Raw genomic sequence first — 26,934 nt, 5'->3', positions numbered from 1 at the left:
TCTGGTCATGAAAGATGACCAATCTTCCCGGCGGCCTCAAAGATCCAGATAAAGCTGCCCCGGGTCGGTTCCGCGCCGCCCGCGTGTGCCTCGAACCGCCCGCATGTCCGACGGTTCCAGCCGATCCGGCATAGACAGGACGAGGCGGCGACGAGCCTCGCGGATGGCCGTCGCCGGATCGACAAGCGGCTCGGGGTAGCGCCGCCCGAGAAGCTGCCGCGCGCCTTCCCAGCGCCAGGGCGCCTGCAGGAACAGGTCGGGCACGTCGGCCAGCTCCGGCAGCCAGCGGCGGGTGAAGGCACCCTCCGGGTCGAGCGCCGCGGCCAGTCCCAGGGGATCCACGGGACGGGCACGCGCCGCCCGCCGCACCCGCGCCCAGTGGACGGCAGGGGCATGGTCCGTCAGGCCCGCTGCAATGACCACACCCGCCGTCCGCTCGCACAGACGCAGATGGTGCATCGCGGCCGAGACCAGCAGGCCGCGTAGCCGCGCCGGCAGCCAGCCGGTCGCCGAGAGGGCCCGGGCGGCCGCATCCACAAACGGCAGCCCGGTCTCACCCAGACGAAGCGCCTCCCGCCGCGCCGCTCCCGAGGCGATCCCGTCCTTCATTCTGGCGAAAATATCCTCGGGGGGAGCCGCCCCTTCCGGGGCGGCCGGGGGGCAGACAGCCCCCCGCGCGACATCGGCCTGCGCAAGCGCCGCCCGAAAGGCGCCGAGACTGCGCGTCCAATCCGGCCCGGCCTCTTCCATCCGCGCCGTCACGGCCGCGCGCACTTCGACTCTCGACAGCGTGCCGGTCGCGAGATGCGGCGACAGGCGCGAGCAGATCCGCTCGGCCCCCAGCGGCCGGTCGCGCCCGTCCCGGTAGTGCTCGCCCCGCCGTTCGAGGAAACTCTGCAACAACAGCCGTCCCTGCATCCGCCCGCCCGGCTGGCGGTGCGGACAGCGGTCCTCGGCGATCCTGAGGGCCCGGGCCGGGGGGATCGGCCCCGGCTCGACCCCCGGCAGCGGAGTGAGCGTTGCAGGCGCACCGGGCCCCGGTGCGAGGGCCGTGAACTCCACCCCCGCGGCCGCCGCCCAGGCCTGAGCCCGTCGATCAAGCGCATGGCAGGCGGGATCCTCGATGCAGAGAATGCGTCCGATCCGGTGCAGACGGCAGAGCGTCTCGAGCACGGTCAGGGGATCGCCCACACGCAGGGCGAGGGGCGCGCCAAGCGCCGCAAGCGCCTCGCGCAGGTCCTGCAGGCACTCGGCCCGAAAGGCCCATTGCCGCCCCGATCGAGCCGGATCCGCCCATTCCGCCGGATCGACGATGACGAGGGGCAGCGCAGGCCCGTCCGCACGGGCCAGCGCCGGGTGATCCGTCACCCGCAGGTCGTTGCGAAACCATACCAGAACATTCATGGAACATGGCTTAGCGGATCGGGCGGGAAGGGCAAGGGGCTCGTGGTCTCAGGCTTCGTGGCGTGACGGGCGGCCATCCTGTGCGGTGCCGCCCACCGCACCTTCCCGGAGCGTCATCGCCCTGATACCAGGCTTTGCGATGAAGGTGCGACCTCCCGCGATCCGGCGCGGCGGGCCTTGCGCGCGGCGCGGCGCGGGCTAGGCTGAAGGTCCAGGAGAAGATCATGACCGACACGCCGATCCGCCTCGCCGACTACCGCCCCCCCAGCCATCTCGTCGACTCCGTCTCGCTCGTCTTCCGTCTCGCGCCGGGCGAGACGCGCGTCCTGTCCGAGATCCGGTTCCGGCCGAACCCCGCCCTGCCGGGGCGGCACGACCTGCGCCTCGATGGCGAAGGGCTGAAGCTCGTCTCGGCTGCGGTCGATGGCGCGCCCGTCACGGCCTCTCCCGACGCAACCGGCCTCACCCTGCCTGCCGGCAGCCTGCCCGGGGGCGCCTTCACCTTCACGGCCGAGGTCGAGATCGACCCGGCCGCCAATACCGCGCTCGAAGGGCTCTACATGTCGAACGGCATGTATTGCACGCAATGCGAGGCCGAGGGCTTTCGCAAGATCACCTTCTATCCCGACCGGCCCGACGTGATGGCGCCGTTCCGCGTGCGGATCGAGAGCGACCTGCCGGTGCTGCTGTCGAACGGCAACGAGGTGGCCTCGGGTCCCGGCTGGGCGGAGTGGCACGATCCCTGGCCAAAACCCTCCTATCTCTTCGCGCTCGTGGCGGGCGATCTGGTGGCCCACAGCGCGGGCTATACCACCATGTCGGGCCGTGACGTGGCCCTGAACATCTGGGTCCGGCCGGGCGACGAGGCCCGCTGCGGCTATGCGATGGACAGCCTGATCCGCTCGATGACATGGGACGAGGAGGTCTATGGCCGCGAATACGACCTCGACGTGTTCAACATCGTGGCGGTCGATGATTTCAACATGGGCGCGATGGAGAACAAGGGGCTCAACATCTTCAACTCGAAGTATGTGCTGGCCCTGCCCGAGACCGCGACCGACGACGATTTCGCCCGGATCGAGGCGATCATCGCGCACGAATATTTCCACAACTGGACGGGCAACCGGGTCACCTGCCGCGACTGGTTCCAGCTGTGCCTGAAGGAAGGCCTGACGGTCTTCCGCGACCAGCAGTTCAGTTCGGACATGCGCTCGGCCGCCGTGAAGCGGATCGAGGATGTGCTGACGCTGCGCGCGCGCCAGTTCCGTGAGGATGACGGGCCGCTCGCCCACCCCGTCCGCCCCGAGGACTATATCGAGATCAACAACTTCTACACCGCCACCGTCTATGAGAAGGGCGCCGAGGTGATCGGGATGCTCAAGCGCCTCGTGGGCGATGAGGCCTATGACCGCGCGCTCGACCTCTATTTCCAGCGGCACGACGGGCAGGCGGCCACCATCGAGGACTGGCTGACGGTGTTCGAGGATGCCACGGGCCGGGATCTCTCGCAGTTCAAGCTCTGGTATTCCGAGGCCGGGACGCCGCGCCTCAAGGTCTCGGACCGGTTCGAGGCGGGCCGCTACACGCTGGAGTTCGAGCAGGTGAACCCGCCGACCCCGGACCAGCCGGTGAAGCGCCCCAAGGTCATCCCGATCGCGGTGGGCCTTCTGAACCCGAACGGCGACGAGGTGGTGCCGACGACCGTTCTCGAGATGACCGAGCCGCGCCAGAGCTTCACCTTCGACGGGCTCGCGAGCCGCCCCGTTCCGTCGATCCTGCGCGGTTTCTCGGCGCCCGTGGTGCTGGAGCGCGAGACCTCGCCCGAGGAGCGCGCCTTCCTGCTCGCGCATGACACCGACCCGTTCAACAAGTGGGAGGCCGGCCGCGCGCTCGCCAAGGACGTGCTGGCGCGCATGGTGACCGAGGGGGCGCAGCCGGGGCCGGACTGGCTCGATGCGCTGGCGCGGGTGGCGGTGGATGATGCGCTCGACCCCGCCTTCCGGGCTCTGTCCCTGCGTCTGCCGGGCGAGGATGACATGGCGCACACGCTCCATTCGGCCGGTCATGTGCCCGATCCGGCGCGCATCCATGCCGCGCGCGAGCGGATGGCCGAGGCGCTGGCCCAGCGGCTCGAGCCGCAGTTGGGGGCGTTGATCGACGCGCTGGCCGAACCCGGACCCTTCTCGCCCGAGGCGCGGGCGGCGGGACGGCGGGCGCTGCGGCTGGCGGCGCTGGGGCTCGTGACCCGGCGCGACGGGGGGGCGCGCGCCGAGGCCGCCTTCCGTGCGGCCAACAACATGACCGAAGAGGTCGGCGCGCTGGCCTGCCTGCTCGAGATCGGCCGGGGGCAGGAGGAGCTGGGCCTTTTCGAGACGCGGTGGAGCCGTGACCGTCTGGTGATGGACAAGTGGTTCGCCCTGCAGATCCTCCATGCGGCGCCCGACCAGACGGGCGCGACGGTCGAGCGGCTGACGACCCATCCCGCCTTCGAATGGAAGAATCCGAACCGCTTCCGCTCGGTCATCGGGGCGCTTTCGGCCAATCACGCGGGCTTTCACCATGCGTCGGGCGCCGGATACCGGCTGCTTGCGGACTGGCTGATCCGGCTCGATCCGCTGAACCCGCAGACGGCGGCACGCATGTCCACCGCCTTCGAGACGCGGGCGCGCTACGATGCGGATCGGCAGGCCATGATGGTGGCCGAACTCGACCGCATTCTTGCCGCGCCCAGCCTCAGCCGGGATCTGGGCGAGATGGCCGGGCGGATGAGGCGCGGGTGAGGAGGGGAACCTTGGCCCGAAACAGGCGTTCTGACCGGCGGATGACTGCCGAGTGCGAAGGCGCGCAAAGGCCGGCGCTTGCCGGTCAGAACGACTCAGCCTCATGTCATGCGAGAGCAGGAGGCCATTGGTATCGCTCATGATGCAGTCCCGAATCGATCCGCTCATCGAGGAGCGTGCGCCGTGGCTCTTTTCCGGCCGCCCGCACCATGACTTGTGCCGGCGTCTGCTGACGCGGGTCCTGAGCTACGATCGCACCGTCCAGATCGGCGAGACGTTGAAGGACGACCCCGCACCCGAGATCATGCGCCGCGTGGCCGCGATGATCGCGCGCGATGTCGAGGTGTCCGGGCTCGAGAACCTGCCGCGCAACGGGCCGGCGCTGGTGGTCTGCAACCATCCCACGGGGATTGCCGACGGGATCATCCTGCACCGCGCACTGGCGCCCCTGCGGCCTGACCTCTTCTTCTACGCCAACCGCGACATCCTCCGCGTGCTGCCGCAGATGGAGGAGATGATCTGCCCGGTCGAATGGCGTCCCGAAAAGCGCAGCCACCAGAAGACGCGCGAGACGATGGATTACACCCGCCGCGCCATCGAGACGGGGCGACTCGGGGTGATCTTTCCGTCGGGGCGGCTGGCGAAGCGCACCGGACTCAAGCTGATGGAGCGGCCGTGGATGGCCTCGGCCGCGATGATCGCGCGCAAGTTCGACCTGCCCGTGGTGCCGGTGAACATCCGGGCCCGCAACTCGACGCTCTTCTACCTCTTTGACCTGATCCACCCGACGCTGCGCGACATCACGCTGTTCCATGAGGTGCTGAACAAGCACCGCCAGCCGTTCCGCATCACCATGGGCCGCCCCATCCCCGCCGAGCGTCTGCCGGCGAAGTCCGAGGACGGGATCGAGATGCTGCGCGAGGCGACGCTGGCGCTGGGCGGGCAGCATTCGCCCGCGGTCAGCATCCTGCAGATGACCAGCCTGCGCGGCGCCCTGCGCTACGCACGGGGCTAGGCACCGCTGCGGCATCCCCTTGCGCGGCGGCGCGGGATGGCGTTCAACTCGGCGCCATGACCGCACCGCGCTACACCCCGCTCGTCGAGAGCCTGCCCTCCACCGTCCCCTTCGTTGGCCCCGAAACGCAGGAGCGTGCGCGCGGCCGGCCCTTCCGCGCCCGGCTCGGCGCGAACGAGAGCCTCTTCGGGCCGTCCCCGCGGGCCGTGGCGGCGATGACGCTCGCCGCGTCCGAGGTCTGGATGTATGGCGACCCCGAGATGCATGAGTTGCGGGGCGCGATCGCGGCGCATCATGGGGTGGCGCCGGATCAGGTGATGGTGGGCGAGGGGATCGACGGCCTCCTTGGCCTGCTGGTCCGGCTGATCGTGGCGCCCGGAGATGCGGTGGTGACCTCTGACGGGGCCTATCCGACCTTCGCCTTCCACGTCACGGGCTTTGGCGGGAGGCTGCACAAGGTTCCCTATCGCGGCGATCACGAGGATCCCGAGGCTCTCGTGGCCCGCGCCCGTGAGGTCGGGGCGAAGATCCTCTACCTTGCGAACCCGGACAATCCGATGGGCTCGCACCATCCCGCCGCCGCCATCCGCGCGATGATCGACAACCTGCCCGAGGGGACGCTCCTTGCGCTCGACGAAGCCTATGTGGAGCTTGCGCCCGACGGGACGGCCCCGGACATCGACCCCGAGGATCCGCGGGTCATCCGGTTCCGCACCTTCTCGAAAGGATATGGGCTGGCGGGCCTGCGGGTGGGCTATGCGATCGGCGCGCGCAGCCTGATCGCCGCCTTCGACAAGGTGCGCAACCATTTCGGTGTTGGGCGGATCGCCCAGGCCGGTGCGCTGGCCGCCATCACCGATCAGGACTGGCTGGTGCAGGTGAGGACGCAGGTAGCCCTCTCACGCGACGAGATCGGCCGGATCGCACGGTCCTGCGGGCTGGCGCCGCTGCCCTCGGCCACGAACTTCGTCACGATCGATTGCGGACGGGACGGAGCCCACGCGCGTGCCATTCTCCGCGCATTGGCGGATCGGGACATCTTCGTGCGGATGCCCTTCGTGGCACCCCACGACCGCTGCATCCGCGTGAGTTGCGGCCAGCCCGAGGATCTGGCCGCCCTGGCCGAGGCCCTGCCGGAAGCGCTCAGCGCGGCAGGATGAGGACGCCGGGCGCCTATTCGGCCGCCAGCCCGCCGCGTGCCGGGCCAAGCGAAGGCGCATGTCCCTCCGGGGCCTGAGCGGTCAGCCCTCGCTGGCCCTCGTCCGCGCCGGGCCGGAGGCTCGAGGCGAGCGCGGACGGGGCCGGCGTTCCTTCGGGGCGGAAGAAGGCCGGCAGGTCCGCCGGAAGCCGGTCCGTTGTCTGGGCCTCCTCGACCACCCGGCGGAAGATGAGCAGGTTCTGGTAGGTGGTCGTCTTGCCCGTGAAGCCGACCCGTTCCTCGCAGGGGAGCGTCTCGGCGCGCAGATAGTCCCAGCCGTCGCGGCCAAGCTCGTTCATCATCTGCGTGAGCGCATGGGCAAAGCGGTCGGTGGGCGTCCTGGCCCCCTTCACCTTCTCGCCTTTGCGCGGCGCGGGGACGACCTTGTATTCGAATCGGGGCATGATCTGGAATCTCGCTTGCTGGGGCGAGAATCTAGGGCGGATCCGGCGAGCGCCAAGAGGCAGGGCAGGCGGGGCCACCCTGCCGCGCGGGGAACAGCCGATCCGCCTCGGTCAACCCGCGTCGCCCCGCCGAATCCCTTACAGGCCGAGCTTCTGCGCCACGATCTGATTGACGGCCGCGGGATTGGCCTTGCCGCCGGTGGCCTTGATGACCTGGCCGACGAACCAGCCCGCCAGCTTGGGGTTGGCCTTGGCCTTCTCGACCTGCGCGGGATTGGCCGCGATGATCTCGTCCACCGCGGTTTCGATGGCGCCGGTGTCGGTCACCTGCTTCATGCCGCGGGCCGCCGCCACCTCGGCCGGATCGCCGCCTTCGGTCCAGAGGATCTCGAACAGGTCCTTGGCCATCTTGCCCGAGATTTCGCCCGTGGCGATCAGGTCCAGCACGCCGCCGAGCTGTGCGGCACTCACCGGCGCCTCGGCAATCGTCAGGCCCTGCTTGTTCAGCCGGCCGAACAGTTCGTTGATGACCCAGTTCGCCGCCTGCTTGCCGTCGCGCCCCTTCGCCACCGCCTCGAAGAAGGCGGCCGCTTCCAGTTCGGAGGTCAGCACGTTGGCGTCGTAATCCGTCACGCCGTAATCGCTCATGAAGCGGGCCTTCTTGGCGTCCGGCAGCTCGGGCATCGAGGTCGCGATCTCGTCCACCCACGCCTGCTCGATCTCGAGCGGCAGGAGGTCCGGGTCGGGGAAATAGCGGTAATCGTGCGCCTCTTCCTTCGAGCGCATCGAGCGCGTCTCGCCCTTGTCGGGATCGTAGAGGCGGGTTTCCTGCACCACCTTGCCGCCGTCCTCGAGAATGGCGATCTGGCGCCGCGCCTCATACTCGATCGCCTGCTGGATGAACCGCATCGAGTTCATGTTCTTGATCTCGCAGCGGGTTCCCAGATGCGAGAAGTCCTGCGTCGCCTGATAGCGCTCGTAGTCGCCGGGGCGGCAGACCGAGACGTTCACGTCCGCCCGCAGGTTGCCGTTCTGCATGTTGCCGTCGCAGGTGCCGAGGTAGCGCAGGATCTGGCGGAGTTTCGCCACATAGGCCGCCGCCTCTTCGGGGCCGCGGATGTCGGGGCGGCTGACGATCTCCATCAGGGCCACGCCCGTGCGGTTGAAGTCCACGAAGGAGAGATTCGGGTCCATGTCGTGGATCGACTTGCCGGCGTCCTGCTCGAGGTGGATGCGCTCGATCCGCACGAGGCGGGCGACGCCCGGGCCCATCTCGACCAGCACCTCGCCCTCGCCCACGATCGGGTGGTAGAGCTGGCTGATCTGGTAGCCCTGCGGCAGGTCGGGGTAGAAGTAGTTCTTGCGGTCGAAGGCCGAGACCAGGTTGATCTGCGCCTTGAGGCCGAGGCCGGTGCGCACCGCCTGCGCCACGCAGAAGTCGTTGATCACCGGCAGCATCCCCGGCATCGCGCAATCGACGAAGGACACGTTCGAGTTCGGCTCGGCCCCGAAGGTGGTCGAGGCGCCCGAGAAGAGCTTGGCGTTCGACGAGACCTGGGCATGGATCTCCATGCCGATCACCAGTTCCCAGTCGTGCTTGGCCCCGGCGATCACCTTGGGCTTCGGGGTCTCATAGGTCAGGTCGAGCATGGGGCACCTCCGGTCGCTGGGCGTTTCTAGGCGGGGAACTGCCAGAGGGCAAGGGAGGGGGTGGCGAAGTCTCGCCGACATCAATTGGGCTGGGTTGCCCGAATCCGCTGGTGCCGGGCACAAACCGCGGGCCGCAACGTGAGGCGGTGCAACTCTGAGGTTGACGGATGAAGATCCGGATGGTCCTGATCGGTCTGCTGCTCGCCCTGCCGGTTTCCTGTGGCGAAGCGCGGCCCACTTCGGAAGCGCGGAACTTCCTGCCCGCCATGCGGTGGGACCACCGCCCCGAAGCGAAGATCTGGACCGAGCGGACGCTGCTCGCCGTCGAACAGCGCGACGACTTCCTGACCGACATCGTGCCGCAGGACATCGGAACCTGGTGCCCCGGCTATCCCGATGCCACGCCCGAGGAGCGTCGCGCCTTCTGGACCGGCATCCTCTCGGCGCTGGCCAAGCATGAGAGCACCTGGAACCCCGTGGCCTCGGGCGGGGGCGGGCGCTGGATCGGCCTGACGCAGATCGCGCCCCAGACCGCCCGCGCCTACGGCTGCCGGGCCCAGAGCGCGGGCGAGTTGAAGGACGGGGCGCTGAACCTGTCCTGCGCGGTGCGGATCGCGGCCAGGCAGGTGGGACGCGACGGAATGGTGGCGGGGAATGGCCGCAAGGGCCTTGGGCGCGACTGGGCGCCGTTCCGCAGCGCCTCGAAGCGGGCCGAGATGGCCGCATGGACGCGCTCGCAGCCCTACTGCCAGGTGCGGAGCTGAGGTCCGGCGGCGGGGGGCTGTCTGCCCCCCGGGCCGCGGCATGCCGCGGCCTCCCCCCGAGGATATTTCTTCCAGAGCGAAAGCAGGGGCGGCGCGGGCCGTTCCTGCCGTAGAGGGTGGCGCCCGGAGGCGCCAACGGTCAGTCGATTTCGGACAGGCGGGCGAGGGCCGCGGACAGTTTCGCCGCCTCTTCCTCGCCCTGTTCAAGCCGGGTGCGGGCCTCGTCCACCACCTCTTCCGGCGCGGAGGCGACGAAGGCGGGATTGCCGAGGCGCCCACGCAGGCCGCCGAGATCCTTCTCGAGCTTTTCGAGCGTCCTGGCGAGGCGGGTGCGTTCGGCGGCGATGTCGATCACGCCCTCGAGCGGAATGGCGAAGCTGCCGCCTTCGACGGCAATGGTCAGTGCCCCTTTGGGTGCCGTCGCAGTCTCGGTGAAACCCTCGAGGCGGGCAAGGCGCAGGATGAGGGCTTCGTTGCGGGCCAGGGCCGCATGTCCGGCCTCGTCCAGCGCCAGTTGCAGCACCGGCAGCTTGAGCCCCGCCGGCACGCGCACCTGCGCCCGGGCCGAGCGGATCTCTTCGATGAGCGAGATCACCCAGCTCATCTCGCGATCGGCCGCGGGATCGACCAGTTCGGCGCCGAAGGACGGCCAGTCGGTGTGGACCAGCATCTTCGAGCGGCTGCCGGTGGTGGCCCACAGCTCCTCGGTCACGAAGGGCATGATCGGGTGCAGCAGGATCATGCACTGGTCGAGCACCCAGGCCATCGTGGCGCGTGTCTCGGCGGCCGCCTCGGTGTCGAAGAGCGGCTTGGAAAACTCGACATACCAGTCGCAGACCTTGCCCCAGACGAAGGCATAGAGCGCATTGGCCGCCACGTCGAACCGATAGGCCGCCAGTGCCGCGTCCACGTCTTCGCGCACGCGCCCCGTTTCGCCGATGATCCAGCGGTTCACGGTGGCGGTGGCCTGCGGCGGGGCGGCCTGGGTTGCGTGACCCTCCCACACGCCGTTCATCTCGGCGAAGCGGCAGGCGTTCCAGAGCTTGGTGCCGAAGTTGCGGTAGCCCTGGATGCGCGCGGTGGACAGCTTGAGGTCGCGGCCCATGGCGGCCATCGCCGTCAGGGTAAAGCGCACGGCATCGGCGCCGAACTCGTCGATCAGTTCCAGCGGGTCAAGCACGTTGCCGAGCGACTTCGACATCTTCTTGCCCTTCTCGTCCCGCACGAGGGCGTGGACATAGACGGTCTTGAAGGGGACCTCGTTCACCACGGCAAGCTGCATCATCATCATCCGGGCGACCCAGAAGAAGATGATGTCAAAGCCGGTGATCAGCACGTTGGTCGGGAAATAGCGGCGGAGTTCGTCCGTATCCTCGGGCCAGCCCAGCGTGCCGATCGGCCAGAGGCCGGAGGAGAACCAGGTGTCGAGCACGTCCGGGTCGCGCCAGACCGGATAGACGAGATGCGTCGGGTCCTCGCTCACGTTGTAGTCGGCGAGCGCCTGCGCCAGCCGGTCGACGGCCTCGGCGCGGCTCGCGACCTCGACCACGCGCGCATGGTTCAGCGGCGCCGGCAGCGAGGCGAGATCGTCGAGGAACTTCTCGGACACCGCGTCGAAGTCGAAGGCGCAATGATGCGTGGGCTCGGCATGGTTGAAGGCGCCGTCTTCCAGCAGTTCGAAGATCTCGACCTCGTCGAGCGTGTCATCGCCGTCGTCGTCGAAGCGGGCGGGCCAGATGTCGAGGCCATACCAGACCGGGATCTGGTGGCCCCACCAGAGCTGGCGCGAGATGCACCAGGGCTCGATGTTCTCGAGCCAGTGGAAGTAGGTCTTGGCGTCGCGCTCGGGCAGGATCTCGGTCCGGCCGTCGCGCACGGCGTCGATGGCGGGCTGGACGATCCTGGCCGTGTCCACGAACCACTGGTCGGTCAGCATCGGCTCGATCGCGACCTTCGAGCGGTCGCCGTGCGGGACCATGTGCTTGTCCTGGTCGATGCCGTCGAGCCAGCCCTGCTCCTCGGCCAGCGCCACGATGCGCTTGCGCGCCTCGTAACGGTCGAGGCCATCCAGCGCCAGCGCCTCCTCGGACGGCGTGCAGCCTTCGAGGAAGTCGGCGTTCTCGGCGAGGAACATGGCCGCGCGGCCGCTCATCACGTTGATCGCGCGCAGCCCGGTGCGGCTTCCCACGCCCCAGTCGTTGAAGTCGTGCGCGGGCGTGATCTTTACCGCGCCGGTGCCCTTGGAGGGATCGGCGTAATCGTCGGCCACGATCGGGATGCGGCGGCCGACCAGCGGCAGGATGACCTCCTTGCCGATCAGGTGGGCGTAACGTTCGTCGGCGGGGTTCACCGCGATGCCGGTGTCGCCCAGCATCGTCTCGGGGCGGGTGGTGGCGACGGTCAGATAGTCGCGCTCCTCCCACTCGGTCGCGCGGCCCTCCTCGTCGAAGGCGACCGGGTGGCGGTAGGTCGCGCCATCGGCCAGCGGGTAGCGCAGGCGCCACATGCTGCCGTTCACCTCGACCTGCTCGACTTCCAGATCCGAAATCGCCGTCTCGAAGTGGGGATCCCAGTTCACCAGCCGCTTGCCGCGGTAGATGAAGCCCTTTTCGTAGAGGTCCACGAACACCTTCAGCACGGCGCGCTGGAAGTTGGCATCCATCGTGAAGGCGTTGCGCGACCAGTCGCACGAGGCGCCGAGGCGCTTGAGCTGGTTGACGATCGTGCCGCCCGACTGCTCCTTCCACTCCCAGACCTTCGACAGGAACGCCTCGCGGCCCATCTCGCGGCGGCCCGGCTGGCCGGCTTTCGCGAGTTCCCGCTCGACCACCATCTGGGTGGCGATGCCGGCATGGTCCTGCCCCGGCTGCCAGAGCGTGTCGAAGCCACGCATCCGGTGCCAGCGCGTCAGGATGTCCTGCAGCGTGTTGTTGAAGGCGTGACCCATGTGCAGCGACCCCGTCACGTTCGGCGGCGGGATCATGATGCAGAAGGTCTCGGGCCGCGAGGCATTGGCGCCCGCGCGGAAGGCGCCCGCCTTCTCCCACGTGTCGTAAAGCCGGGCCTCGGCCTCGGCGGCGTTGAAGGTCTTGTCCATCGGCATGTCGGGCCTCGCAATTCGTTGCGCCCGGTCTATCCAAGCCGCGGCCCGAGGCCAAGCCTCATCGCACCCGCGCTCACACCGCGCGGTCGATCCGGGTCGAGAGGTGGATCAGGCTCTCCGAGCTTCGGACCCCCGTCATCGCCCCCACCTCGTCGAGCACCTGATCGAGGACCTGCGTCGAGGGCGCCGCGATCTGGAGGAGGAGGTCGAACCGGCCGGAGGTGGTGAAGACGCGCTCGACCTCGGCGATGGCCTTGAGCCGGGTCAGGATCGCGGCCTGTGTCCGCGGCTCGATCGTGAGCAGGACCGAGGCCCGCAGCCGCCCCTGCCGGGCCTGTTCGCCCAGCTTGAGCGTGTAGCCCGCGATCACGCCCGAGGTCTCGAGCCGCTCCAGCCGGGCCTGAATGGTCGAGCGGGCGACCTTCAACCGGCGGGCGAGAGTCGCCACCGAGGTCCGTGCGTCGGCACCGAGGATGCCGAGAATGTTGCGGTCCAGCTCGTCCATGCATAATGCCCGAAGTTTTCGTCATTATGCCGACATATCGCTGCATATCAACACTTTTGATCGGTGGATTTGTGCCCCAAATGAGGCATCCTTTGTTGCAGGAAAAGGGCGGCTCATACGCACCTGGCCTGGTTTGTCGAAACCGCGCAGGTGCCTCCCACTCCCCCCATGTAACGCGGGCAGAGGGCTTGCGTCTTGTTGGCCGAAAGGAACGCCGATGGGACTCTCGAAGACGATCTGGACAAACCCCGCCGAATATCTCCGCGCGATCTCTCCCGAGGCGCCGGTGCTGTTCTTCTCGCCGTCGATCCTGCAGGCGACGGCGCGGCGTTTCATCGACGGCTTTCCGGGCATGGTGACCTATGCCGTCAAGTCGAACCCGGAAGAGGTGGTGATCGAGAACCTCGCCGCGGCCGGGATCCGCGGCTATGATGTGGCGTCGCCGCACGAGATCCGCATGATCCGCCGGATCGCCCCGGATGCGGCGCTGCATTACAACAACCCGGTCCGGTCGCGCGCGGAAATCGCCGTGGCCGTCGAGATGGGCGTGAAAAGCTGGTCGGTCGACTCGAAGTCCGAGCTGGCCAAGCTGATCGAGCTGGTTCCGGCCGAGGGCTGCGAGATCTCGGTGCGCTTCAAGTTGCCGGTCTCGGGTGCGGCCTACAATTTCGGCGCCAAGTTCGGCGCCACGGTGGAGCTGGCGATCGAGCTGCTGAAGACGGTGGCCGAGGCGGGCTTCATCCCCTCGATGACCTTCCATCCGGGCACGCAATGCACCGATCCGGCGGCGTGGGAGACCTATATCCGCACGGCGGCCGAGATCGCGCGTGAGGCCGGCGTCACCATCGCCCGGCTGAACGTGGGCGGGGGCTTCCCCTCGCACCGGCTGAACGGGGTCGAGCCCGAGCTTGAGGCGATCTTCCACCTGATCGACCGCGTGGCCGACGAGGCCTTCGGCGCCGACCGTCCGCTCCTTGTGTGCGAGCCGGGCCGGGGCATCTGCGCTGACGCCTTCACCCTCGCCACGCGCATCAAGGCGGTGCGGGACGATGCCCATGTGTTCCTCAATGACGGGGTCTATGGCTCGCTCACCGAACTGCCGCTGATCGGCGTGATCGACCGGGTGTCGGTGCTGACCCCCGAGGGCCGCCGCCGCGAGGGCGAGACGCGCGACCGCATCATCTTCGGGCCGACCTGTGACTCGGTGGACCGTCTGCCGGGCGAACTGCCGCTGTCGGTCGATGTCGCGGAAGGCGACTTTCTGGTGTTCCAGGGCATGGGCGCCTACTCCACGGCCACCAACACCCGGTTCAACGGCTTCGGCGAACTGAGTATGGCGACCGTCCTTTCGCTCAAATTGTAAATCATTCACCCCTCGGTGATATTTTGAGGCCCGGTCGGAACCTTCCGCCCGGGCTTTTTCTTCATCCTCCATGTAACAGTGGGTGGGCTACATGTCGGCGCTCGACCAGTTGACTCAGTGCGAGGGCGGAACCGCGGTCGAACCGGAGGTTGCGGCATGTCGCTGATCAAGAGTATCCGTCACTGGCTGCGGACCCATCCAACCGTCACGACAGAGCCGGCCACACCGCCTGGGCGCGGTGCCCGCAGGGGGCCGGTGGATCATGTGATCCTGCTTGACGGCACCTGTTCCTCGCTCGAGCCGGGCCACGAGACCAACGTCGGACTGATCTTCAAACTGCTGCGCCAGGGACGTCGCTCGGTCCATCGCACGATCTATTACGAGCCCGGCCTGCAATGGTGCGGCTGGCTCAGGATCGGCGACCTCGTGCAGGGCAGGGGTCTCAACCGCCAGATCCGCCGCGCCTATGGCTATCTCGCCTCGCACTATCAGCCGGGCGATCGGATCTTCCTCTTCGGCTATTCGCGCGGGGCCTATGCCGTGCGCTCGCTGGCGGGCGTGATCGACCGGGTCGGGCTGCTGCGCCGCGAAGAGGCGACCGAGCGCAATGTCCAGCTGGCCTGGCGCCATTACGAGCAGGGCAGCATCCGACCCCATGCCCGAGCCTTTTCGCGCCGCTACTGTCATCCGCGGGTCGAGATCGAGGTGGTGGGCATCTTCGACACCGTGAAGGCCCTCGGGTTGCGGCTGCCGCTGCTGTGGCGGCTGACCGAGGACCGGCACGCCTTCCACAGCCACAGGCTGGGCCGGACGGTGCGCCACGGCTTTCACGCGCTGGCCATGGACGAGACCCGCACGGTCTTCGAGCCGGTGCTCTGGGACTATCCCTACCACGGCCAGATCGTCGAGCAGGCCTGGTTCCGCGGTGGCCACGGTGACATCGGCGGCCAGCTCAACGGCGGTCGGCATGGCTCGCGCCTGCTGTCCAACATCCCGCTGGTCTGGATGCTCGAGCGTGCCGCCCATTGTGGATTGCAACTTCCGGAGAGCTGGCGCGCCGAGTTTCCCTGCGACGCCAGCGCCCCTATGACGAGCCTCTATGCCGGCTGGGGCAAGCTCTTCCTGTGGCGGCAGCGCCGGTCGCAGTTGTGCTGTCCGACGGAATATCTCCACCCGACAGCCCTGCGGCCCGATTGCGCCCCCCGCAAGTGGCGGCTCCGGCTGGGCCCGGCCGAGGCGGGAGAGCCGACGCAGGGATAGGCGCCCGGCAAAGCGGAACGGCGGCCCCCGAGGAGCCGCCGTTCGTTCATGTCCCGATCAGCGGTGGCGCAGATCGACGTAGTCGCGGGTCTTCTCGCCCTTGTAGAGCTGGCGCGGGCGGCCGATCTTCTGCGTGGGATCGCCGATCATCTCCTTCCACTGCGAGATCCAGCCAACCGTCCGCGAGATCGCGAAGATCGGCGTGAACATCGAGGTCGGGAAGCCCATCGCGTCGAGGATGATCCCCGAGTAGAAATCCACGTTCGGATAGAGCTTCTTCGAGACGAAATACTCGTCCTCCAGCGCGATGCGCTCGAGTTCCTTGGCGACCTGCAGCGTCGGGTTGTTCTCGATGCCCAGCAGACCCAGCACCTCGTCGGCGCTTTCCTTCATCACCTTGGCGCGCGGGTCGAAGTTCTTGTAGACCCGGTGGCCGAAGCCCATCAGGCGGAACGGATCGTCCTTGTCCTTGGCGCGCCGGATGTATTCCGGGATTCGGTCCACAGTGCCAATCTCGCGCAGCATTTCAAGGCAGGCCTGGTTCGCGCCGCCATGCGCGGGCCCCCAGAGGCAGGCGATGCCGGCCGCGATGCAGGCGAAGGGGTTCGCACCCGACGAGCCCGCCAGACGCACCGTCGAGGTCGAGGCGTTCTGCTCGTGATCGGCATGGAGCATCATGATCCGGTCCATCGCCTTGGCGAGGACGGGGTTCACCGTGTAGGACTCGGCCGGCACCGCAAAGCACATATGCAGGAAGTTGCCGGCGTAATCGAGATGGTTCTGCGGGTAGTTGAAGGGCTGGCCGATCGAATATTTGTAGGCCATCGCCGCGATCGTCGGCAGCTTGGCGATCATGCGGATCGCCGCGACCTCACGCTGCCACGGATCGTTGATGTCGAGCGAGTCGTGATAGAAGGCCGACATGGCGCCCACCACGCCCACCATCGTCGCCATCGGGTGGCTGTCGCGACGGAAGCCGCGGAAGAAGTAGTGGATCTGCTCGTGCAGCATCGTGTGCCGCGTGATCCGGTATTCGAAGTCGGCCGCCTGTGCGGCGTTCGGCAGCTCTCCGTAGAGAAGGAGGTAGCAGACTTCCAGATAGTGCGACCGCTCGGCCAGCTGCTCGATCGGGTAGCCGCGATAGAGAAGCTCGCCCTTGTCGCCGTCGATGTAGGTGATCGTGCTTTCGCAGGCCGCCGTCGAGGTGAAGCCCGGATCGTAGGTGAAAACGTCAGCTTCCGCGTAGAGCTTGCGGATGTCGAGAACGTCCGGCCCAAGGGTGGGCGAGTGGATCGGCAGGTCGATGACCTTCTCTCCGATCGTGAGCTTTGCGGATTTCGTCATGCTTCTCCCTCTCTCGTTCGGGCCGGCGTCGCGCGGAATGGCGCGAGGCCGATAGGATCCGGTTCCGTTGAGGACCGGGATGCGGCGAAGAGGGGAGGGCGGCTCCGTCAGGCCGCCGCGGCATCCTCCAGCCGCGCAATCGTCTCGTCCCGACCGATGACCAGCATCATGTCGAAGACGCTGGGCGTCACCGTGCGCCCGGCAAGGGCGGCGCGCAAGGGGCCGGCCAGTTTGCCGAAGCCCATTCCCTTCTCGCCCGCGAAGGCGGTCAGGGCGGCCTCCAGCTCCTGCTTCGACCAGCTAGCAGTTTGCAGGATCGGCGTCAATTCGCGCAGTATACCACGGGATACCGCATCGAGCGCCTTTGCCGCAGCGTCATCCGCCGCGATCGGCCGCGACTCGAGGGCGAATCGGGCCTTTTCAAGCAGTTCCGGGAAGGTCTTGGCCCGGTCCTTCAGCGCGTAAAGAGCCGCCGAAAGCCGCCCTGCCTGCAGGTCGGTCAAGGCGGGTTTCCGCGCCGCAGCAAGATATGCCTCTATTTCATGCATCGCAGCCGCATCATCCATGACCGCGATATGCTGGCCGCAGACATTCTCCAGCTTCTTGAAGTCGAGTCGGGCGGGCGAACGTCCGATTCCCTCCAGGTCGAACCACGCCATCGCCTGCTCGGAGGTGAAGAACTCGTCGTCGCCATGCGCCCAGCCGAGACGGGTCAGGTAGTTGCGCATCCCGGCGGCGGGATAGCCCATCGCCTGATATTCCTCGACGCCGAGCGCCCCGTGCCGCTTCGACAGCTTCTTGCCGTCCGGCCCGTGGATCAGCGGGATATGGGCCCAGATCGGCACCTCCCAGCCCATCGCCTCATAGACCATTGTCTGCCGCGCGGCGTTGTTCAGGTGGTCGTCGCCCCGGATCACATGGGTCACGCCCATGTCGTGATCGTCCACCACCACCGCCAGCATGTAGGTCGGCGTCCCGTCCGAGCGCAGCACCACCATGTCGTCGAGCGTCTCGTTCTGGAAGCGCACCGTGCCCTGCACCCGATCCGCGATGACCGTCTCGCCGGTCCGCGGCGCCTTCATGCGGATCACATAGGGCGCATCGGGATGGGTGGAGGGATCGGCCTCCCGCCAGGGGCTGCGGAACAGGGTCGAACGGCCCTCGGCCCGCGCGGCCTCGCGGAAGGCCTCGATCTCGTCCTGGGTCGAGAAGCACTTGTAGGCCGCGCCCCGTGCCAGCATCTCGCGCGCCACCTCGGCGTGGCGATCCTTGCGGGCGAACTGGCTGACCACCTCGCCGTCCCAGTCGAGGCCCAGCCAGGTCAGCCCGCGCAGGATCGCGTCCGTCGCCTCCGGGGTCGAGCGTTCGCGGTCGGTGTCCTCGATGCGCAGCAGGAAGGTGCCCTTGCGACCGCGGGCGAAGAGCCAGTTGAACAGCGCCGTCCGGGCGCCGCCGATGTGCAGATAGCCGGTCGGCGACGGGGCGAAACGGGTGACGACAGGCTTTTCGGACGCGGCGGACATGGGTGGATTAACCTTTCTGAAACCATCAGGCGCTCAGGATCGGGCCTGTCTAGGCAATCACGGATCGGGAAACAAGGTGCGCGCATTGGCGCTTCCGCTCGTGGCTCTGGCCGAAGCGCGGGGCTTCCTGTTCCCCTTCGTGCCGGTGTTCCTCGGGATCGGGATCGGGATCTGGTTCGTGCCGTCGGCCGAGCCGGGATGGCCCGCCTATGCGCTGGCGCTGGCCTTGGCCCTCCTTGGCCTCCTCGGCCGCTGGAAGGCGCCCGAACTCCTCCATCCTCCGATCGTGGCGCTGGCCTGTATCGCGGCGGGGTTCCTCGCGGCCGGCCTCAGGGCCGCTGTGCTGGCGGCACCGATCCTCGGCTTTCACTATTACGGCGCGATCGAGGGGCGGGTGCTGTCCATCGACCGCTCGCAGACCGACGCGCTGCGCCTGACGCTCGACCGTCTGGTGCTGGAACGGACCCCGCCCGAGCGCACGCCCGAGCGGGTGAGGGTGACCGTTCATGGCCTGCAGCCCTTCGAGCCGAAGCCCGGCATGGTCGTGATGATGACCGGCCATCTCGACGCGCCGCTGCCCCCGGCCGAGCCCGGCGGCTTCGACTTCCGCCGCATGGCCTTCTTCGACCGGCTGGGTGCGGTGGGCTACACGCGGACGCCCGTCGTGATGCTCGAGCCGGCGGCGCGCGGCGACAGCCTCGTGAACCGGCTGCGTGTGGCGGTCCGCATCGGCGTGCAGGATCGCTTTCCGGGCGAGGCCGGCGCCTTTTCCGCCGCGGTGCTGACCGGCGACTACGCCGGCATCAGCGCCGCCACGATGGAGGATCTGCGGCTGTCGGGGCTGGCGCATATCCTCGCGATCTCGGGCCTGAACATGAGCCTTCTCGCGGGCTTTGTCTTCGGGCTCGTGCGGCACGGGCTGGCCCTTGTTCCGCCGCTCGCCCTGCGCCTGCCGACGAAGAAGATCGCGGCGTGCGTGGCCTTCCTCGCCACCGGCTTCTACCTGCTGATGTCGGGGGGGAACGTGCCCACGCTGCGCGCCTTCGTGATGATTGCCGTCATGCTGGCGGCGATCCTTGCCGACCGGAGGGCGCTGTCGATGCGCAGTTTTGCCCTGGCGGCCAGCGTGATCCTGCTCTGGCAGCCCGAGGCCCTGCTCGAGGCCGGCTTCCAGATGTCCTTCGCCGCCACGGCGGGCCTGATCTGGGGCTTCAACGCGCTGCGCGAACGGGTCCATCCCCGCACGATGTCGCGCTTCGTGGCGCCGGTGTTCCTGCTGTTCGTCTCGTCGGTGATCGGCGGTGTCACGACCGGCCCCTACGCGGCGGCCCACTTCAACCGGATCGCGACCTACGGGCTGATGGGCAACCTGATCGCCGTGCCGATGATGGAGCTGCTGGTGATGCCCGCGGCCGGGGTTGCGGCGCTGCTTGCCCCCTTCGGCGCGTCGTTCCCGGCGCTCTGGGCGATGGAGCTTGGCGCGCGCTGGATCCTCTGGGTGGCGCATTGGGTGGCGGCGCTGCCCGGCTCGGTCGGGGCAGTGGCCTCGCCGGGGCCGTGGGTGCTGCCGATCCTGACGCTCGGAGGGCTCTGGCTCATGCTCTGGCGGGGGAGGGCGCGCCATGCAGGGCTGGTCGGCATGGCGGGGGCCTTCCTGCTCTGGGCGCAGGCGGACCGGCCGCCGCTCCTCGTCTCGTCGGATGGGGCGCTGGTCGGCCTTCTGGGCCCCGAGGGCCGGGCGCTGTCGTCGGCACGGGGGGGGGGCTTTGCCGCGCGAAGCTGGCTTGAGAACGACGGCGATCTGGCGGATCAGCCGGCCGCCGCCGCGCGACCGGGATTTGACGGACCTCGCGGCGCGCGGCGCTTCTCGATGGCCGGGATCGAGGGGGTGGCCCTCAAGGGAAAGGGAGCGGCCGATCGGATGCCCGAGGCCTGCGCCACGGCGCAGCTGGTGATCCTCGCGGCGCGGCACGAGGGGCCGGTTCCTCCGGGCTGTCAGCTGATCGACCAGTCCGTGCTGGCCCGCACCGGCGCGCTGGCCATCTGGCCGGAGGCCGAGGGGCTGCGCATGGTGCCCGCGCGCGCCGACCGGAGGCTCTGGAGCGGCCGCCCCTGAGCCGCGGTGCGCCGTCAGTAGCTGCGGATCAGCCCCACGAGCCTGCCCTGAACCTTGACCATGTGGTCGGGATAGACCTGCGTCTCGTAGGAGGCGTTGGCGGGCTCGAGCGCGATCATGCCGCCGCGGCGACGGAAGCGTTTCAGCGTCGCCTCATGATCCGCGACCAGCGCCACCACGATGTCGCCATTGTCCGCCGTCTGCTGCTCGCGGATCACGACGATGTCGCCGTCGTTGATCCCGGCCTCGATCATCGAATCGCCGCGGACTTCCAGCGCGTAGTGCTGCCCGCGGCCCGACAGCATCATGCTCGGCACCGTGACCGACTGCGCCCCGTCCGTGATGGCCTCGATCGGCAGGCCCGCCGCGATCCGGCCCATCAGGGGCAGATCGAGCGCGTTCGCCGTTTCCACCGGGCGCGCGCCCCGAGGAGGCTCCGTCCGGTCGCCCTCGATCACACGGGGGGCAAAGCCCGCCCGCTCCATCGCCTCGGGCAGCTTCACGATCTCGATCGCGCGGGCGCGGTGGGCAAGGCGGCGGATGAAGCCACGCTCTTCCAGCGCGGTGATCAGCCGATGGATGCCGGACTTCGACCGCAGGTCGAGCGCATCCTTCATCTCGTCGAACGAGGGCGGCACGCCGTCGCGGTCCATCCGTGTCTTGATGAAGTCCAGCAGTTCCATCTGCTTGCGTGTCAGCACGGCGGCAACCTCCGTCGAAGGGTTCACCGCATGTTCTGCCCGCGTTCCCGCTTTGTGTCAAGCGTTCAGGGAAATGTAATCCATCGCCTCGCCCGGCTCGCGCGCCGGGTCATCCACCGGCCGCACGAGCAGCGCATCCGCCTGGGCCAGCAGCCGCAGCAGCGCGCTGTCCTGCGAGCCGAAGGGCTCGATCAGCGGCAGCCCCTCGCGCGGGGTCAGGCGCGCGCGCATGTAATGCGCGCGGGCGGGATTTGGCGGCAAGGCAACCGCAAGTTCCGCCCTTCGCATGGGTGCCGGACCAGCCGGCAGCCCCAGCATCGCGCGCAGCATCGGCAACAGGAAGAGATGCGCGCAGACGATGGACGAGACCGGATTGCCCGGCAGCCCCAGCATCGGCACGTCCCGCAGGCGGCCCGCCATCAGCGGCTTTCCGGGGCGCATGGCGATCTTGTAGAAGGCGCGCTCCAGCCCCATCTCGGCCGCCACCTTGCCCACGAGATCGTGGTCGCCCACCGAGGCGCCGCCGATCGTCACGATCAGGTCGGCGTCCGAGGCGAGATCCAGCACGGTGCGCAGCTCGTCCTCGGTGTCGCGCGCGATGGGCAGAAGCCGCCCCTCGGCGCCCTCGGCTTCGACCAGGGCCTTCAGCGCGAAGCTGTTCGAGGCGATGATCTGATCGGGGCGCGGCACCTCGCCGGGCATCACCAGCTCGTCGCCGGTGGCGATCAGGGCCACCACCGGGCGGCGCGTCACCGTGACCTCGGGAATGTTCATCGCGGCCAGAAGCGCCAGGTCGTTCGGCCGCAGGCGCCGGGGCGACAGGCTGTCACCGGCGCGGAAGTCCTGACCCTTCGGCCGGATATGCGCGCCGCCCGTGGCCGCCGAGGCCAGACGGATCACGCCCGCCTCGACCGTCACATCCTCCTGCAACACCACGCGGGTCGCCTCGGGTGGAACGGGCGCGCCCGTGAAGATCCGCACCGCCTGTCCGGGCTCGAGCCCGCCCTGCCAACCGTGGCCCGCCGCGGCCTCGCCCACCACGGCGAAGGTCGCGCCCGCCGGCGGATCGCCGATCACCGCATATCCGTCCATGGCCGAGGCATCGAAGGGCGGCTGATCGCGCGTCGCCACCGCCGGCCGCGCCATCACGCGCCCCGAGGCCGAGGCCAGCGGCACCTTCTCGACCGGCAACGGAGAGGCGAGCGCCAGCGCCCGCTCGAGGGCCTCCTCGACCCGGATCATGGCGTGGCCTCGAACCGGCCCGACTTGCCGCCATCCTTGAGCAGCAGGCGGATGCCGGTGATCTCCATGCCCTTCTCGACCGCCTTCACCATGTCGTAGATCGTGAGGCAGGCGACCGAGACGGCGGTCAGGGCCTCCATCTCGACGCCGGTCTGGCCGCCGGTCCGGACGGTGGCCTCGACCACGATGCCCGGAAGGCCCGGGTCGGGCGTCAGGTCCAGCGCAACCTTGGTGATCGGCAGCGGGTGGCAGAGCGGGATCAGGTCGGCGGTGCGCTTCGCCGCCATGATCCCGGCAAGCCGTGCGACACCCAGCACATCGCCCTTGTCCGCCCGGCCCTCGGTCACGAGGGCGAGCGTCGCCGCGCTCATCCGCACTTCGCCGCGGGCCACGGCCACGCGGGCCGTCACCGGCTTGTCGGACACATCCACCATATGCGCGCGGCCGGCCTCATCGAAGTGGCTCAGCCCGGCCATCAGATGCCGCCTTGCGAGGTGAGCGGCGCCGCGAGGATGGCGCGGGTGGCCGCCTCGACATCCTGTTGCCGCATCAGGCTTTCCCCGATCAGGAAGCAGCGGGCGCCGTAGCGGGCGAGGTCGGCAAGGTCGTCGGGCGTGTAAAGCCCGCTCTCGGAGACGATCAGCCGGTCCTCGGGCACGCGTCGCGCCAGATCGCGCGTCACGTCAAGCGAGACCTCGAACGTGTCGAGGTTGCGGTTGTTGATGCCGATGAGCCGCGATTTCAGATGTTCCGCCCGCGCGAGTTCCTCGCGCGAATGAACTTCGACCAGCACATCCATGCCCCACTGGCTCGCCGCCGCCTCGAGTTCGAGCGCCTGGCTGTCGCTGACGCTTGCCATGATGATGAGGATGCAGTCGGCCCCGAGCGCGCGGGCCTCCGCCACCTGATAGGTGTCGTAGATGAAGTCCTTGCGCAGGCAGGGCAGCTTGACCGCGTCATGGGCCTGACGCAGGAACTCGTCCGCTCCCTGGAACGACGGGCCGTCGGTTAGGACCGAGAGGCAGGTGGCGCCGCCCGCCTCATAGGCGCGGGCCAGCGCGGGCACGTCGAAATCCTCGCGGATGAGGCCCTTCGAGGGGCTGGCCTTCTTGATCTCGGCGATCAGCCCGTAGCCGGTCGCGGCGGCCGCCGAGAGGGCCCGGGCGAAGCCTCGGGGCGCAGGCGCGGCGCGGGCCGCATCCTCGACCGCGACCAGCGGCCTTTCGGCCTTGCGGGCCTCGATCTCTTCCAGTTTGTAAGCCTTGATGCGGTCGAGAATGGTGCTCATCGCCGGCCGGTCCCCCTTTGTCTCTTGGCCGTCAGGCGGCGTTCGTCAGCCGGACCAGCAGGGCGACCTTCGCCTTGGCGGCACCGGACAGGATGCTTTCGGTGGCGATCTCTACCCCTTCCACGAGGGTAGCGGCCCGATCAGCCACCACGAGCGCCGCCGCCGCGTTCAGCAGCACCGCGTCGCGATAGGCGCCGGGCGCGCCCTCGAGCAGCGCGCGGAAGGCCTGCGCATTCTCGGCCGGCGTGCCGCCCACGATCTCCTCGAACGGGTGGACGGGAACGCCCGCCTCCTCGGGGTGCAGATCGAACTCGCGGATCTGCCCGCCCTCGAGCGCGGCCACCTTCGAGGCGGCCGAGATCGCCAGCTCGTCCGTGCCGTCGCCGCCATGCACGAGCCACGCCTTCTCGGATCCGAGCGCGGCCAGAACCTCGGCCATGGGCCGGATGAGGTCGGGGGAGAAGGCGCCGGTCAGCTGCCGCTTCACGCCCGCCGGATTGGTCAGCGGCCCGAGGATGTTGAAGATCGTCCGCGTGCCCAGCTCAGCCCGCACCGGCCCCACATGGCGCATCGCCGGATGGTGCATCGGCGCCATCATGAAGCCGATCCCGGCCTCCATCAGGCATTCTTCGACCCGCTCGGGGCCGATCATCACATTGAGCCCCATCTCGGTCAGCGCATCCGCGGCGCCCGACTTGGACGAGAGGTTGCGGTTGCCGTGCTTGGCGACCGGCACGCCCGCGCCCGCCACGACGAAGGCGGTCGCGGTGGAGATGTTCAGCGTGCCCTTGCCGTCGCCCCCGGTGCCCACGATGTCGATGGCCCCGTGGGGCGCGCGGACCTTGTGGCACTTGGCGCGCATGACGGTGGCCGCTGCGGCATATTCATCCACCGTCTCGCCGCGGGTGCGCAGCGCCATCAGAAGGCCCCCCATCTGCGCGGGGGTGGCCTCGCCCTCGAACAGGCATTCGAAGGCGAACTCCGCCTCCTCGCGGGTGAGGGGGCGGGTGGCCGCGGTGCCGATCAGCGGCTTCAGCCGGTCGCTCATGCCGCCACCCGGGCGCTGTCGAGGAAGGTGCGCAGCATCTGGTGGCCATGCTCGGACGCGATGCTTTCGGGGTGGAACTGCACGCCCTCGATCGGCAGGGTCTTGTGGCGAAGCCCCATGATCGTGCCATCCTCGAGCCATGCGGTGACCTCGAGGCAGTCGGGCAGGCTGTCGCGCTCGACGATCAGGCTGTGGTAGCGCGTGGCGAGGAAGGGCGAAGGCAGGCCGGCGAAGACGCCTTTGCCCTCGTGGTGCATCGCGCCCATCTTGCCGTGCACGATCTCGTGGCAGCGCACCACCTTGCCGCCGAAGGCCTGGCCGATGGTCTGGTGTCCGAGACAGACGCCCAGGAGCGGGATCTTCGCCTCGGCCGCGGCGGCGGTCAGCGGCAGGCAGATCCCCGCGGCCTCGGGGTCGCACGGGCCGGGGGAGAGCACGATGGCCTCGGGCCGGAGCGCCATGACGGCCTGCACGTCGAGCGCATCGTTGCGCCGCACATCGACCTCGGCCCCGAGTTCCCCCAGATAATGCACGAGGTTGTAGGTGAAGCTGTCGTAGTTGTCGATGAGAAGCAGCATCTTGCGGCACCCCGAGGCGATGTGGAGGATAGGGGGTGAACCCTTGCGACGGTCGCGTTATACATGGGACGACGGGCGCAGGGGCGTCAAGGGGATGAACGGCGCGGGAAACGCGCGAAATGCCCCATGAAGGCCCGGAACGGGCCGGCGCGAGGGGCAGTGGGCAGGAGTGGCCAGATGAGCCGGGGTTTCCTTTCGGGCGTGTTGATGGGCGGCATCGTGGGCAGCGTGGGCCTCGCCGTCGCCTCGCAGATGGCGCGGCCTCCGGGCACGACCTGGCCCTCCGTCAAGGCCGAGCCCGCGACGGTGGCCGCGGATGTCTCCTCCTCCTCGGATCGCGCCGCCGTGGCGGACGCCGCCGGAGGAGCCGATCCGGCTTCCGTGCCGATGGCGGCCGGGGCCGTGCCCGCGGGCCCCGCCACGGATCTCGTGCCGCCCGCCGGATCCGAGTTCGCCCGGCCTCTGCCCGACGCGCCGCCGGTCCTGCCGGCGGCCGACCGGGCACCGTCGCGCAGCGAGATGTTGCCCGTGGCCGTCCCGGACGTGCCCGACACCTCGTCGCCCGACACCCGCACCGCTTCCCGGCCGCAGTCGGTGCCGCTCGAACCCGCGGTTCCGGTCGCCCCGGCGGGCGAGGCCGCAGCGCCCGCGCGTCCCGCCACGAGCCTTGCCGCTCCGGTCCGCCTCGAGGGGACGGCGCAGCCGGGCGTGCCCGCCGCCGAGGCCGATCCCGCCGCGGCCGAGTTGCCGCCGCCTCCGCCCCTGACGCCGGAAGAGGAGGCGATGCTGGCGGAAGCCGCAGGGATCACCGATCCCGCGCGCCCGCGGATGATCGAGGCCGACCCGCCGCGCACGACCGCAGACGGCTCGCGCCTGCCGCGCATCGGCGACCCCGATCCCACGACCCAGGCGACGGTTGCGCCCGAGACCGACCTGCCGCCGATCCGGCGCTACGCGCGGCCCTTCGAGAACCCGATGCAGAAGCCGCTGTTCGCGGTTCTCCTGCGCGACACGGGCGGGCCTGCCCTGGACCGCGAGGCGCTGGCCGGCCTGCCGTTCCCGGTGACCTTCGTCATCGACCCGCAGGAGCCCGGCGCGACCACCGCGGCCGCCATGTATCGCGCGGCCGGGCACGAGGTGCTGATGCTCGCCACGGGCCTGCCCGAGGGCGCGACGGCTGCGGATGCCGAGGTGATGCTCGAATCCGCCGCGCTTGCGGTGCCGGAGGCGGTCGGGATGATCGACCTGCCTTCGGGCGGCTTTCAGGAGGCCCGGACGCTGGCGACGCAGGTCGTCGGCATCCTCGAGGCGCAGGGCCGGGGGCTCGTGACCCACGACCGCGGCCTCAACGCCGCCGATCAGGTGGCCCGGCGCCAGAGCCTCCCGGCGGCGGTCGTGTTCCGCAGCCTCGATGCCGAGGGGGCGAACGCGGCCGAGATCCGCCGCGTGCTCGACCGTGCCGCCTTCAAGGCGGCGCAGGAGGGCCGGGTGGCGGTCTATGGCGACACAAGGCCCGAGACGGTGCAGGGCCTGCTGGAATGGACGGTCGAGGGGCGGGCGGATGCGGTGGCGCTGGCGCCGGTCACCGCCCTGATGCGGTAAGCGCGCTGCGCGGGCCCAGTAAGCTCTTGAGCAGACTGCGGGAACG

The 26,934-nt window shown here is 69.2% G+C and carries 21 protein-coding genes; 8 read left to right on the top strand and 13 right to left on the bottom strand.

Annotated features, from left to right (window positions below):
• Window positions 1-36: 36 nt before the first annotated feature.
• Window positions 37-1,404 (bottom strand): FAD-binding domain-containing protein, encoded by a 1,368-nt coding sequence (locus LV780_RS12225; protein WP_108221451.1) that lies wholly within the window; start codon window positions 1,402-1,404, stop codon window positions 37-39.
• Between the two features lie 224 nt (window positions 1,405-1,628).
• On the opposite strand from LV780_RS12225, the gene pepN reads away from it, so the two are divergent.
• From pepN to LV780_RS12210, 3 genes are all read left to right on the top strand, one after another.
• Window positions 1,629-4,184 (top strand): aminopeptidase N, encoded by a 2,556-nt coding sequence (gene pepN, locus LV780_RS12220; protein WP_108221450.1) that lies wholly within the window; start codon window positions 1,629-1,631, stop codon window positions 4,182-4,184.
• 103 nt (window positions 4,185-4,287) lie between these two features.
• Window positions 4,288-5,199, top strand: coding sequence for a lysophospholipid acyltransferase family protein (locus LV780_RS12215; RefSeq protein WP_011910025.1), 912 nt, complete (start codon window positions 4,288-4,290; stop codon window positions 5,197-5,199).
• A 56-nt stretch (window positions 5,200-5,255) separates the two neighbouring features.
• Window positions 5,256-6,359, top strand: coding sequence for a pyridoxal phosphate-dependent aminotransferase (locus tag LV780_RS12210; RefSeq protein WP_108221449.1), 1,104 nt, complete (start codon window positions 5,256-5,258; stop codon window positions 6,357-6,359).
• Between the two features lie 13 nt (window positions 6,360-6,372).
• On the opposite strand, the gene LV780_RS12205 is transcribed toward LV780_RS12210, so the two are convergent.
• Complete coding sequence (locus LV780_RS12205; protein ID WP_101341433.1) at window positions 6,373-6,801, bottom strand: DUF4177 domain-containing protein; 429 nt, start codon at window positions 6,799-6,801, stop codon at window positions 6,373-6,375.
• A gap of 138 nt (window positions 6,802-6,939) precedes the next feature.
• Window positions 6,940-8,451 carry an Asp-tRNA(Asn)/Glu-tRNA(Gln) amidotransferase subunit GatB gene (gene gatB / locus LV780_RS12200; protein WP_108221448.1) on the bottom strand — a complete coding sequence of 504 codons (1,512 nt, stop codon included), beginning with the start codon at window positions 8,449-8,451 and terminating at the stop codon, window positions 6,940-6,942.
• 167 nt (window positions 8,452-8,618) lie between these two features.
• Between gatB and LV780_RS12195 the strand changes: the two genes are divergently transcribed.
• On the top strand, window positions 8,619-9,215 hold the full coding sequence (locus LV780_RS12195) for a transglycosylase SLT domain-containing protein (protein ID WP_011910029.1): 597 nt from the start codon (window positions 8,619-8,621) through the stop codon (window positions 9,213-9,215).
• A gap of 139 nt (window positions 9,216-9,354) precedes the next feature.
• Here the strand turns inward: LV780_RS12195 and LV780_RS12190 are convergent, their stop codons facing one another.
• Together LV780_RS12190 and LV780_RS12185 are read right to left on the bottom strand one after the other, a co-directional pair.
• A complete protein-coding gene (locus tag LV780_RS12190) occupies window positions 9,355-12,318 on the bottom strand; it encodes a valine--tRNA ligase (RefSeq protein ID WP_108221447.1) in 2,964 nt (987 codons plus the stop codon).
• 73 nt (window positions 12,319-12,391) lie between these two features.
• Complete coding sequence (locus LV780_RS12185) at window positions 12,392-12,823, bottom strand: Lrp/AsnC family transcriptional regulator (protein WP_011910031.1); 432 nt, start codon at window positions 12,821-12,823, stop codon at window positions 12,392-12,394.
• 217 nt (window positions 12,824-13,040) lie between these two features.
• On the opposite strand from LV780_RS12185, the gene LV780_RS12180 reads away from it, so the two are divergent.
• The gene (locus tag LV780_RS12180; protein ID WP_011910032.1) at window positions 13,041-14,186 is read left to right on the top strand and encodes a type III PLP-dependent enzyme; all 1,146 of its coding nucleotides are present in this window, start codon (window positions 13,041-13,043) and stop codon (window positions 14,184-14,186) included.
• Between the two features lie 156 nt (window positions 14,187-14,342).
• Entirely contained in the window at window positions 14,343-15,446 is a 1,104-nt protein-coding gene (locus LV780_RS12175; RefSeq protein WP_101341430.1) for a DUF2235 domain-containing protein, read from the top strand.
• Between the two features lie 57 nt (window positions 15,447-15,503).
• On the opposite strand, the gene gltA is transcribed toward LV780_RS12175, so the two are convergent.
• Together gltA and gltX are read right to left on the bottom strand one after the other, a co-directional pair.
• Window positions 15,504-16,790, bottom strand: a complete 1,287-nt coding sequence (gene gltA, locus LV780_RS12170; RefSeq protein WP_011910034.1) for a citrate synthase — start codon at window positions 16,788-16,790, stop codon at window positions 15,504-15,506.
• A gap of 107 nt (window positions 16,791-16,897) precedes the next feature.
• Window positions 16,898-18,313, bottom strand: a complete 1,416-nt coding sequence (gltX, locus tag LV780_RS12165; RefSeq protein ID WP_108221446.1) for a glutamate--tRNA ligase — start codon at window positions 18,311-18,313, stop codon at window positions 16,898-16,900.
• A 76-nt stretch (window positions 18,314-18,389) separates the two neighbouring features.
• Here gltX and LV780_RS12160 point away from each other — a divergent pair, with 76 nt between their 5' ends.
• Window positions 18,390-20,429 carry a ComEC/Rec2 family competence protein gene (locus tag LV780_RS12160; protein ID WP_233863804.1) on the top strand — a complete coding sequence of 680 codons (2,040 nt, stop codon included), beginning with the start codon at window positions 18,390-18,392 and terminating at the stop codon, window positions 20,427-20,429.
• Window positions 20,430-20,443: 14 nt separating this feature from the next.
• On the opposite strand, the gene lexA is transcribed toward LV780_RS12160, so the two are convergent.
• From lexA to LV780_RS12130, 6 genes are read right to left on the bottom strand one after another with little or no spacing between them, the layout of a single operon-like run.
• The gene (gene lexA, locus LV780_RS12155) at window positions 20,444-21,130 is read right to left on the bottom strand and encodes a transcriptional repressor LexA (RefSeq protein ID WP_011910037.1); all 687 of its coding nucleotides are present in this window, start codon (window positions 21,128-21,130) and stop codon (window positions 20,444-20,446) included.
• A gap of 57 nt (window positions 21,131-21,187) precedes the next feature.
• Window positions 21,188-22,372, bottom strand: a complete 1,185-nt coding sequence (locus LV780_RS12150) for a molybdopterin molybdotransferase MoeA (RefSeq protein WP_108221445.1) — start codon at window positions 22,370-22,372, stop codon at window positions 21,188-21,190.
• Window positions 22,369-22,848 carry a cyclic pyranopterin monophosphate synthase MoaC gene (gene moaC, locus LV780_RS12145; protein ID WP_101341425.1) on the bottom strand — a complete coding sequence of 160 codons (480 nt, stop codon included), beginning with the start codon at window positions 22,846-22,848 and terminating at the stop codon, window positions 22,369-22,371. Before moaC ends, LV780_RS12150 begins: the two co-directional genes overlap by 4 nt.
• Entirely contained in the window at window positions 22,848-23,660 is an 813-nt protein-coding gene (gene trpC / locus LV780_RS12140; protein WP_011910040.1) for an indole-3-glycerol phosphate synthase TrpC, read from the bottom strand. The genes moaC and trpC overlap by 1 nt, the downstream gene beginning before the upstream one ends.
• A 31-nt stretch (window positions 23,661-23,691) precedes the next feature.
• The gene (gene trpD / locus LV780_RS12135; protein ID WP_233863803.1) at window positions 23,692-24,708 is read right to left on the bottom strand and encodes an anthranilate phosphoribosyltransferase; all 1,017 of its coding nucleotides are present in this window, start codon (window positions 24,706-24,708) and stop codon (window positions 23,692-23,694) included.
• A complete protein-coding gene (locus LV780_RS12130) occupies window positions 24,705-25,286 on the bottom strand; it encodes an anthranilate synthase component II (protein ID WP_101341423.1) in 582 nt (193 codons plus the stop codon). The genes trpD and LV780_RS12130 overlap by 4 nt, the downstream gene beginning before the upstream one ends.
• Window positions 25,287-25,463: 177 nt before the next feature.
• On the opposite strand from LV780_RS12130, the gene LV780_RS12125 reads away from it, so the two are divergent.
• Window positions 25,464-26,888, top strand: a complete 1,425-nt coding sequence (locus LV780_RS12125) for a divergent polysaccharide deacetylase family protein (protein ID WP_108221443.1) — start codon at window positions 25,464-25,466, stop codon at window positions 26,886-26,888.
• Window positions 26,889-26,934: the final 46 nt, after the last annotated feature.

The sequence above is a fragment of the Cereibacter azotoformans genome (genome assembly GCF_021391315.1).
GTDB classification, from domain to species: Bacteria; Pseudomonadota; Alphaproteobacteria; order Rhodobacterales; family Rhodobacteraceae; genus Cereibacter_A; species Cereibacter_A azotoformans.
Note: the sequence above shows the minus strand (reverse complement) of the source record. Positions and strands in the feature narration are given on the sequence as shown.

Coding starts and splice junctions, on each gene's coding strand:
- LV780_RS12130 (WP_101341423.1), bottom strand. CDS start 25,286: ATGCTGCTTCTCATCGACAACTACGACAGCTTCACCTACAACCTCGTG.
- LV780_RS12205 (WP_101341433.1), bottom strand. CDS start 6,801: ATGCCCCGATTCGAATACAAGGTCGTCCCCGCGCCGCGCAAAGGCGAG.
- LV780_RS12180 (WP_011910032.1), top strand. CDS start 13,041: ATGGGACTCTCGAAGACGATCTGGACAAACCCCGCCGAATATCTCCGC.
- LV780_RS12195 (WP_011910029.1), top strand. CDS start 8,619: ATGAAGATCCGGATGGTCCTGATCGGTCTGCTGCTCGCCCTGCCGGTT.
- gltX (WP_108221446.1), bottom strand. CDS start 18,313: ATGTCCGCCGCGTCCGAAAAGCCTGTCGTCACCCGTTTCGCCCCGTCG.
- LV780_RS12225 (WP_108221451.1), bottom strand. CDS start 1,404: ATGAATGTTCTGGTATGGTTTCGCAACGACCTGCGGGTGACGGATCAC.
- gltA (WP_011910034.1), bottom strand. CDS start 16,790: ATGACGAAATCCGCAAAGCTCACGATCGGAGAGAAGGTCATCGACCTG.
- LV780_RS12125 (WP_108221443.1), top strand. CDS start 25,464: ATGAGCCGGGGTTTCCTTTCGGGCGTGTTGATGGGCGGCATCGTGGGC.
- LV780_RS12185 (WP_011910031.1), bottom strand. CDS start 12,823: ATGGACGAGCTGGACCGCAACATTCTCGGCATCCTCGGTGCCGACGCA.
- pepN (WP_108221450.1), top strand. CDS start 1,629: ATGACCGACACGCCGATCCGCCTCGCCGACTACCGCCCCCCCAGCCAT.
- LV780_RS12190 (WP_108221447.1), bottom strand. CDS start 12,318: ATGCCGATGGACAAGACCTTCAACGCCGCCGAGGCCGAGGCCCGGCTT.
- trpD (WP_233863803.1), bottom strand. CDS start 24,708: ATGAGCGACCGGCTGAAGCCGCTGATCGGCACCGCGGCCACCCGCCCC.
- LV780_RS12215 (WP_011910025.1), top strand. CDS start 4,288: ATGTCATGCGAGAGCAGGAGGCCATTGGTATCGCTCATGATGCAGTCC.
- LV780_RS12210 (WP_108221449.1), top strand. CDS start 5,256: ATGACCGCACCGCGCTACACCCCGCTCGTCGAGAGCCTGCCCTCCACC.
- moaC (WP_101341425.1), bottom strand. CDS start 22,848: ATGGCCGGGCTGAGCCACTTCGATGAGGCCGGCCGCGCGCATATGGTG.
- LV780_RS12150 (WP_108221445.1), bottom strand. CDS start 22,372: ATGATCCGGGTCGAGGAGGCCCTCGAGCGGGCGCTGGCGCTCGCCTCT.
- gatB (WP_108221448.1), bottom strand. CDS start 8,451: ATGCTCGACCTGACCTATGAGACCCCGAAGCCCAAGGTGATCGCCGGG.
- LV780_RS12175 (WP_101341430.1), top strand. CDS start 14,343: ATGTCGCTGATCAAGAGTATCCGTCACTGGCTGCGGACCCATCCAACC.
- trpC (WP_011910040.1), bottom strand. CDS start 23,660: ATGAGCACCATTCTCGACCGCATCAAGGCTTACAAACTGGAAGAGATC.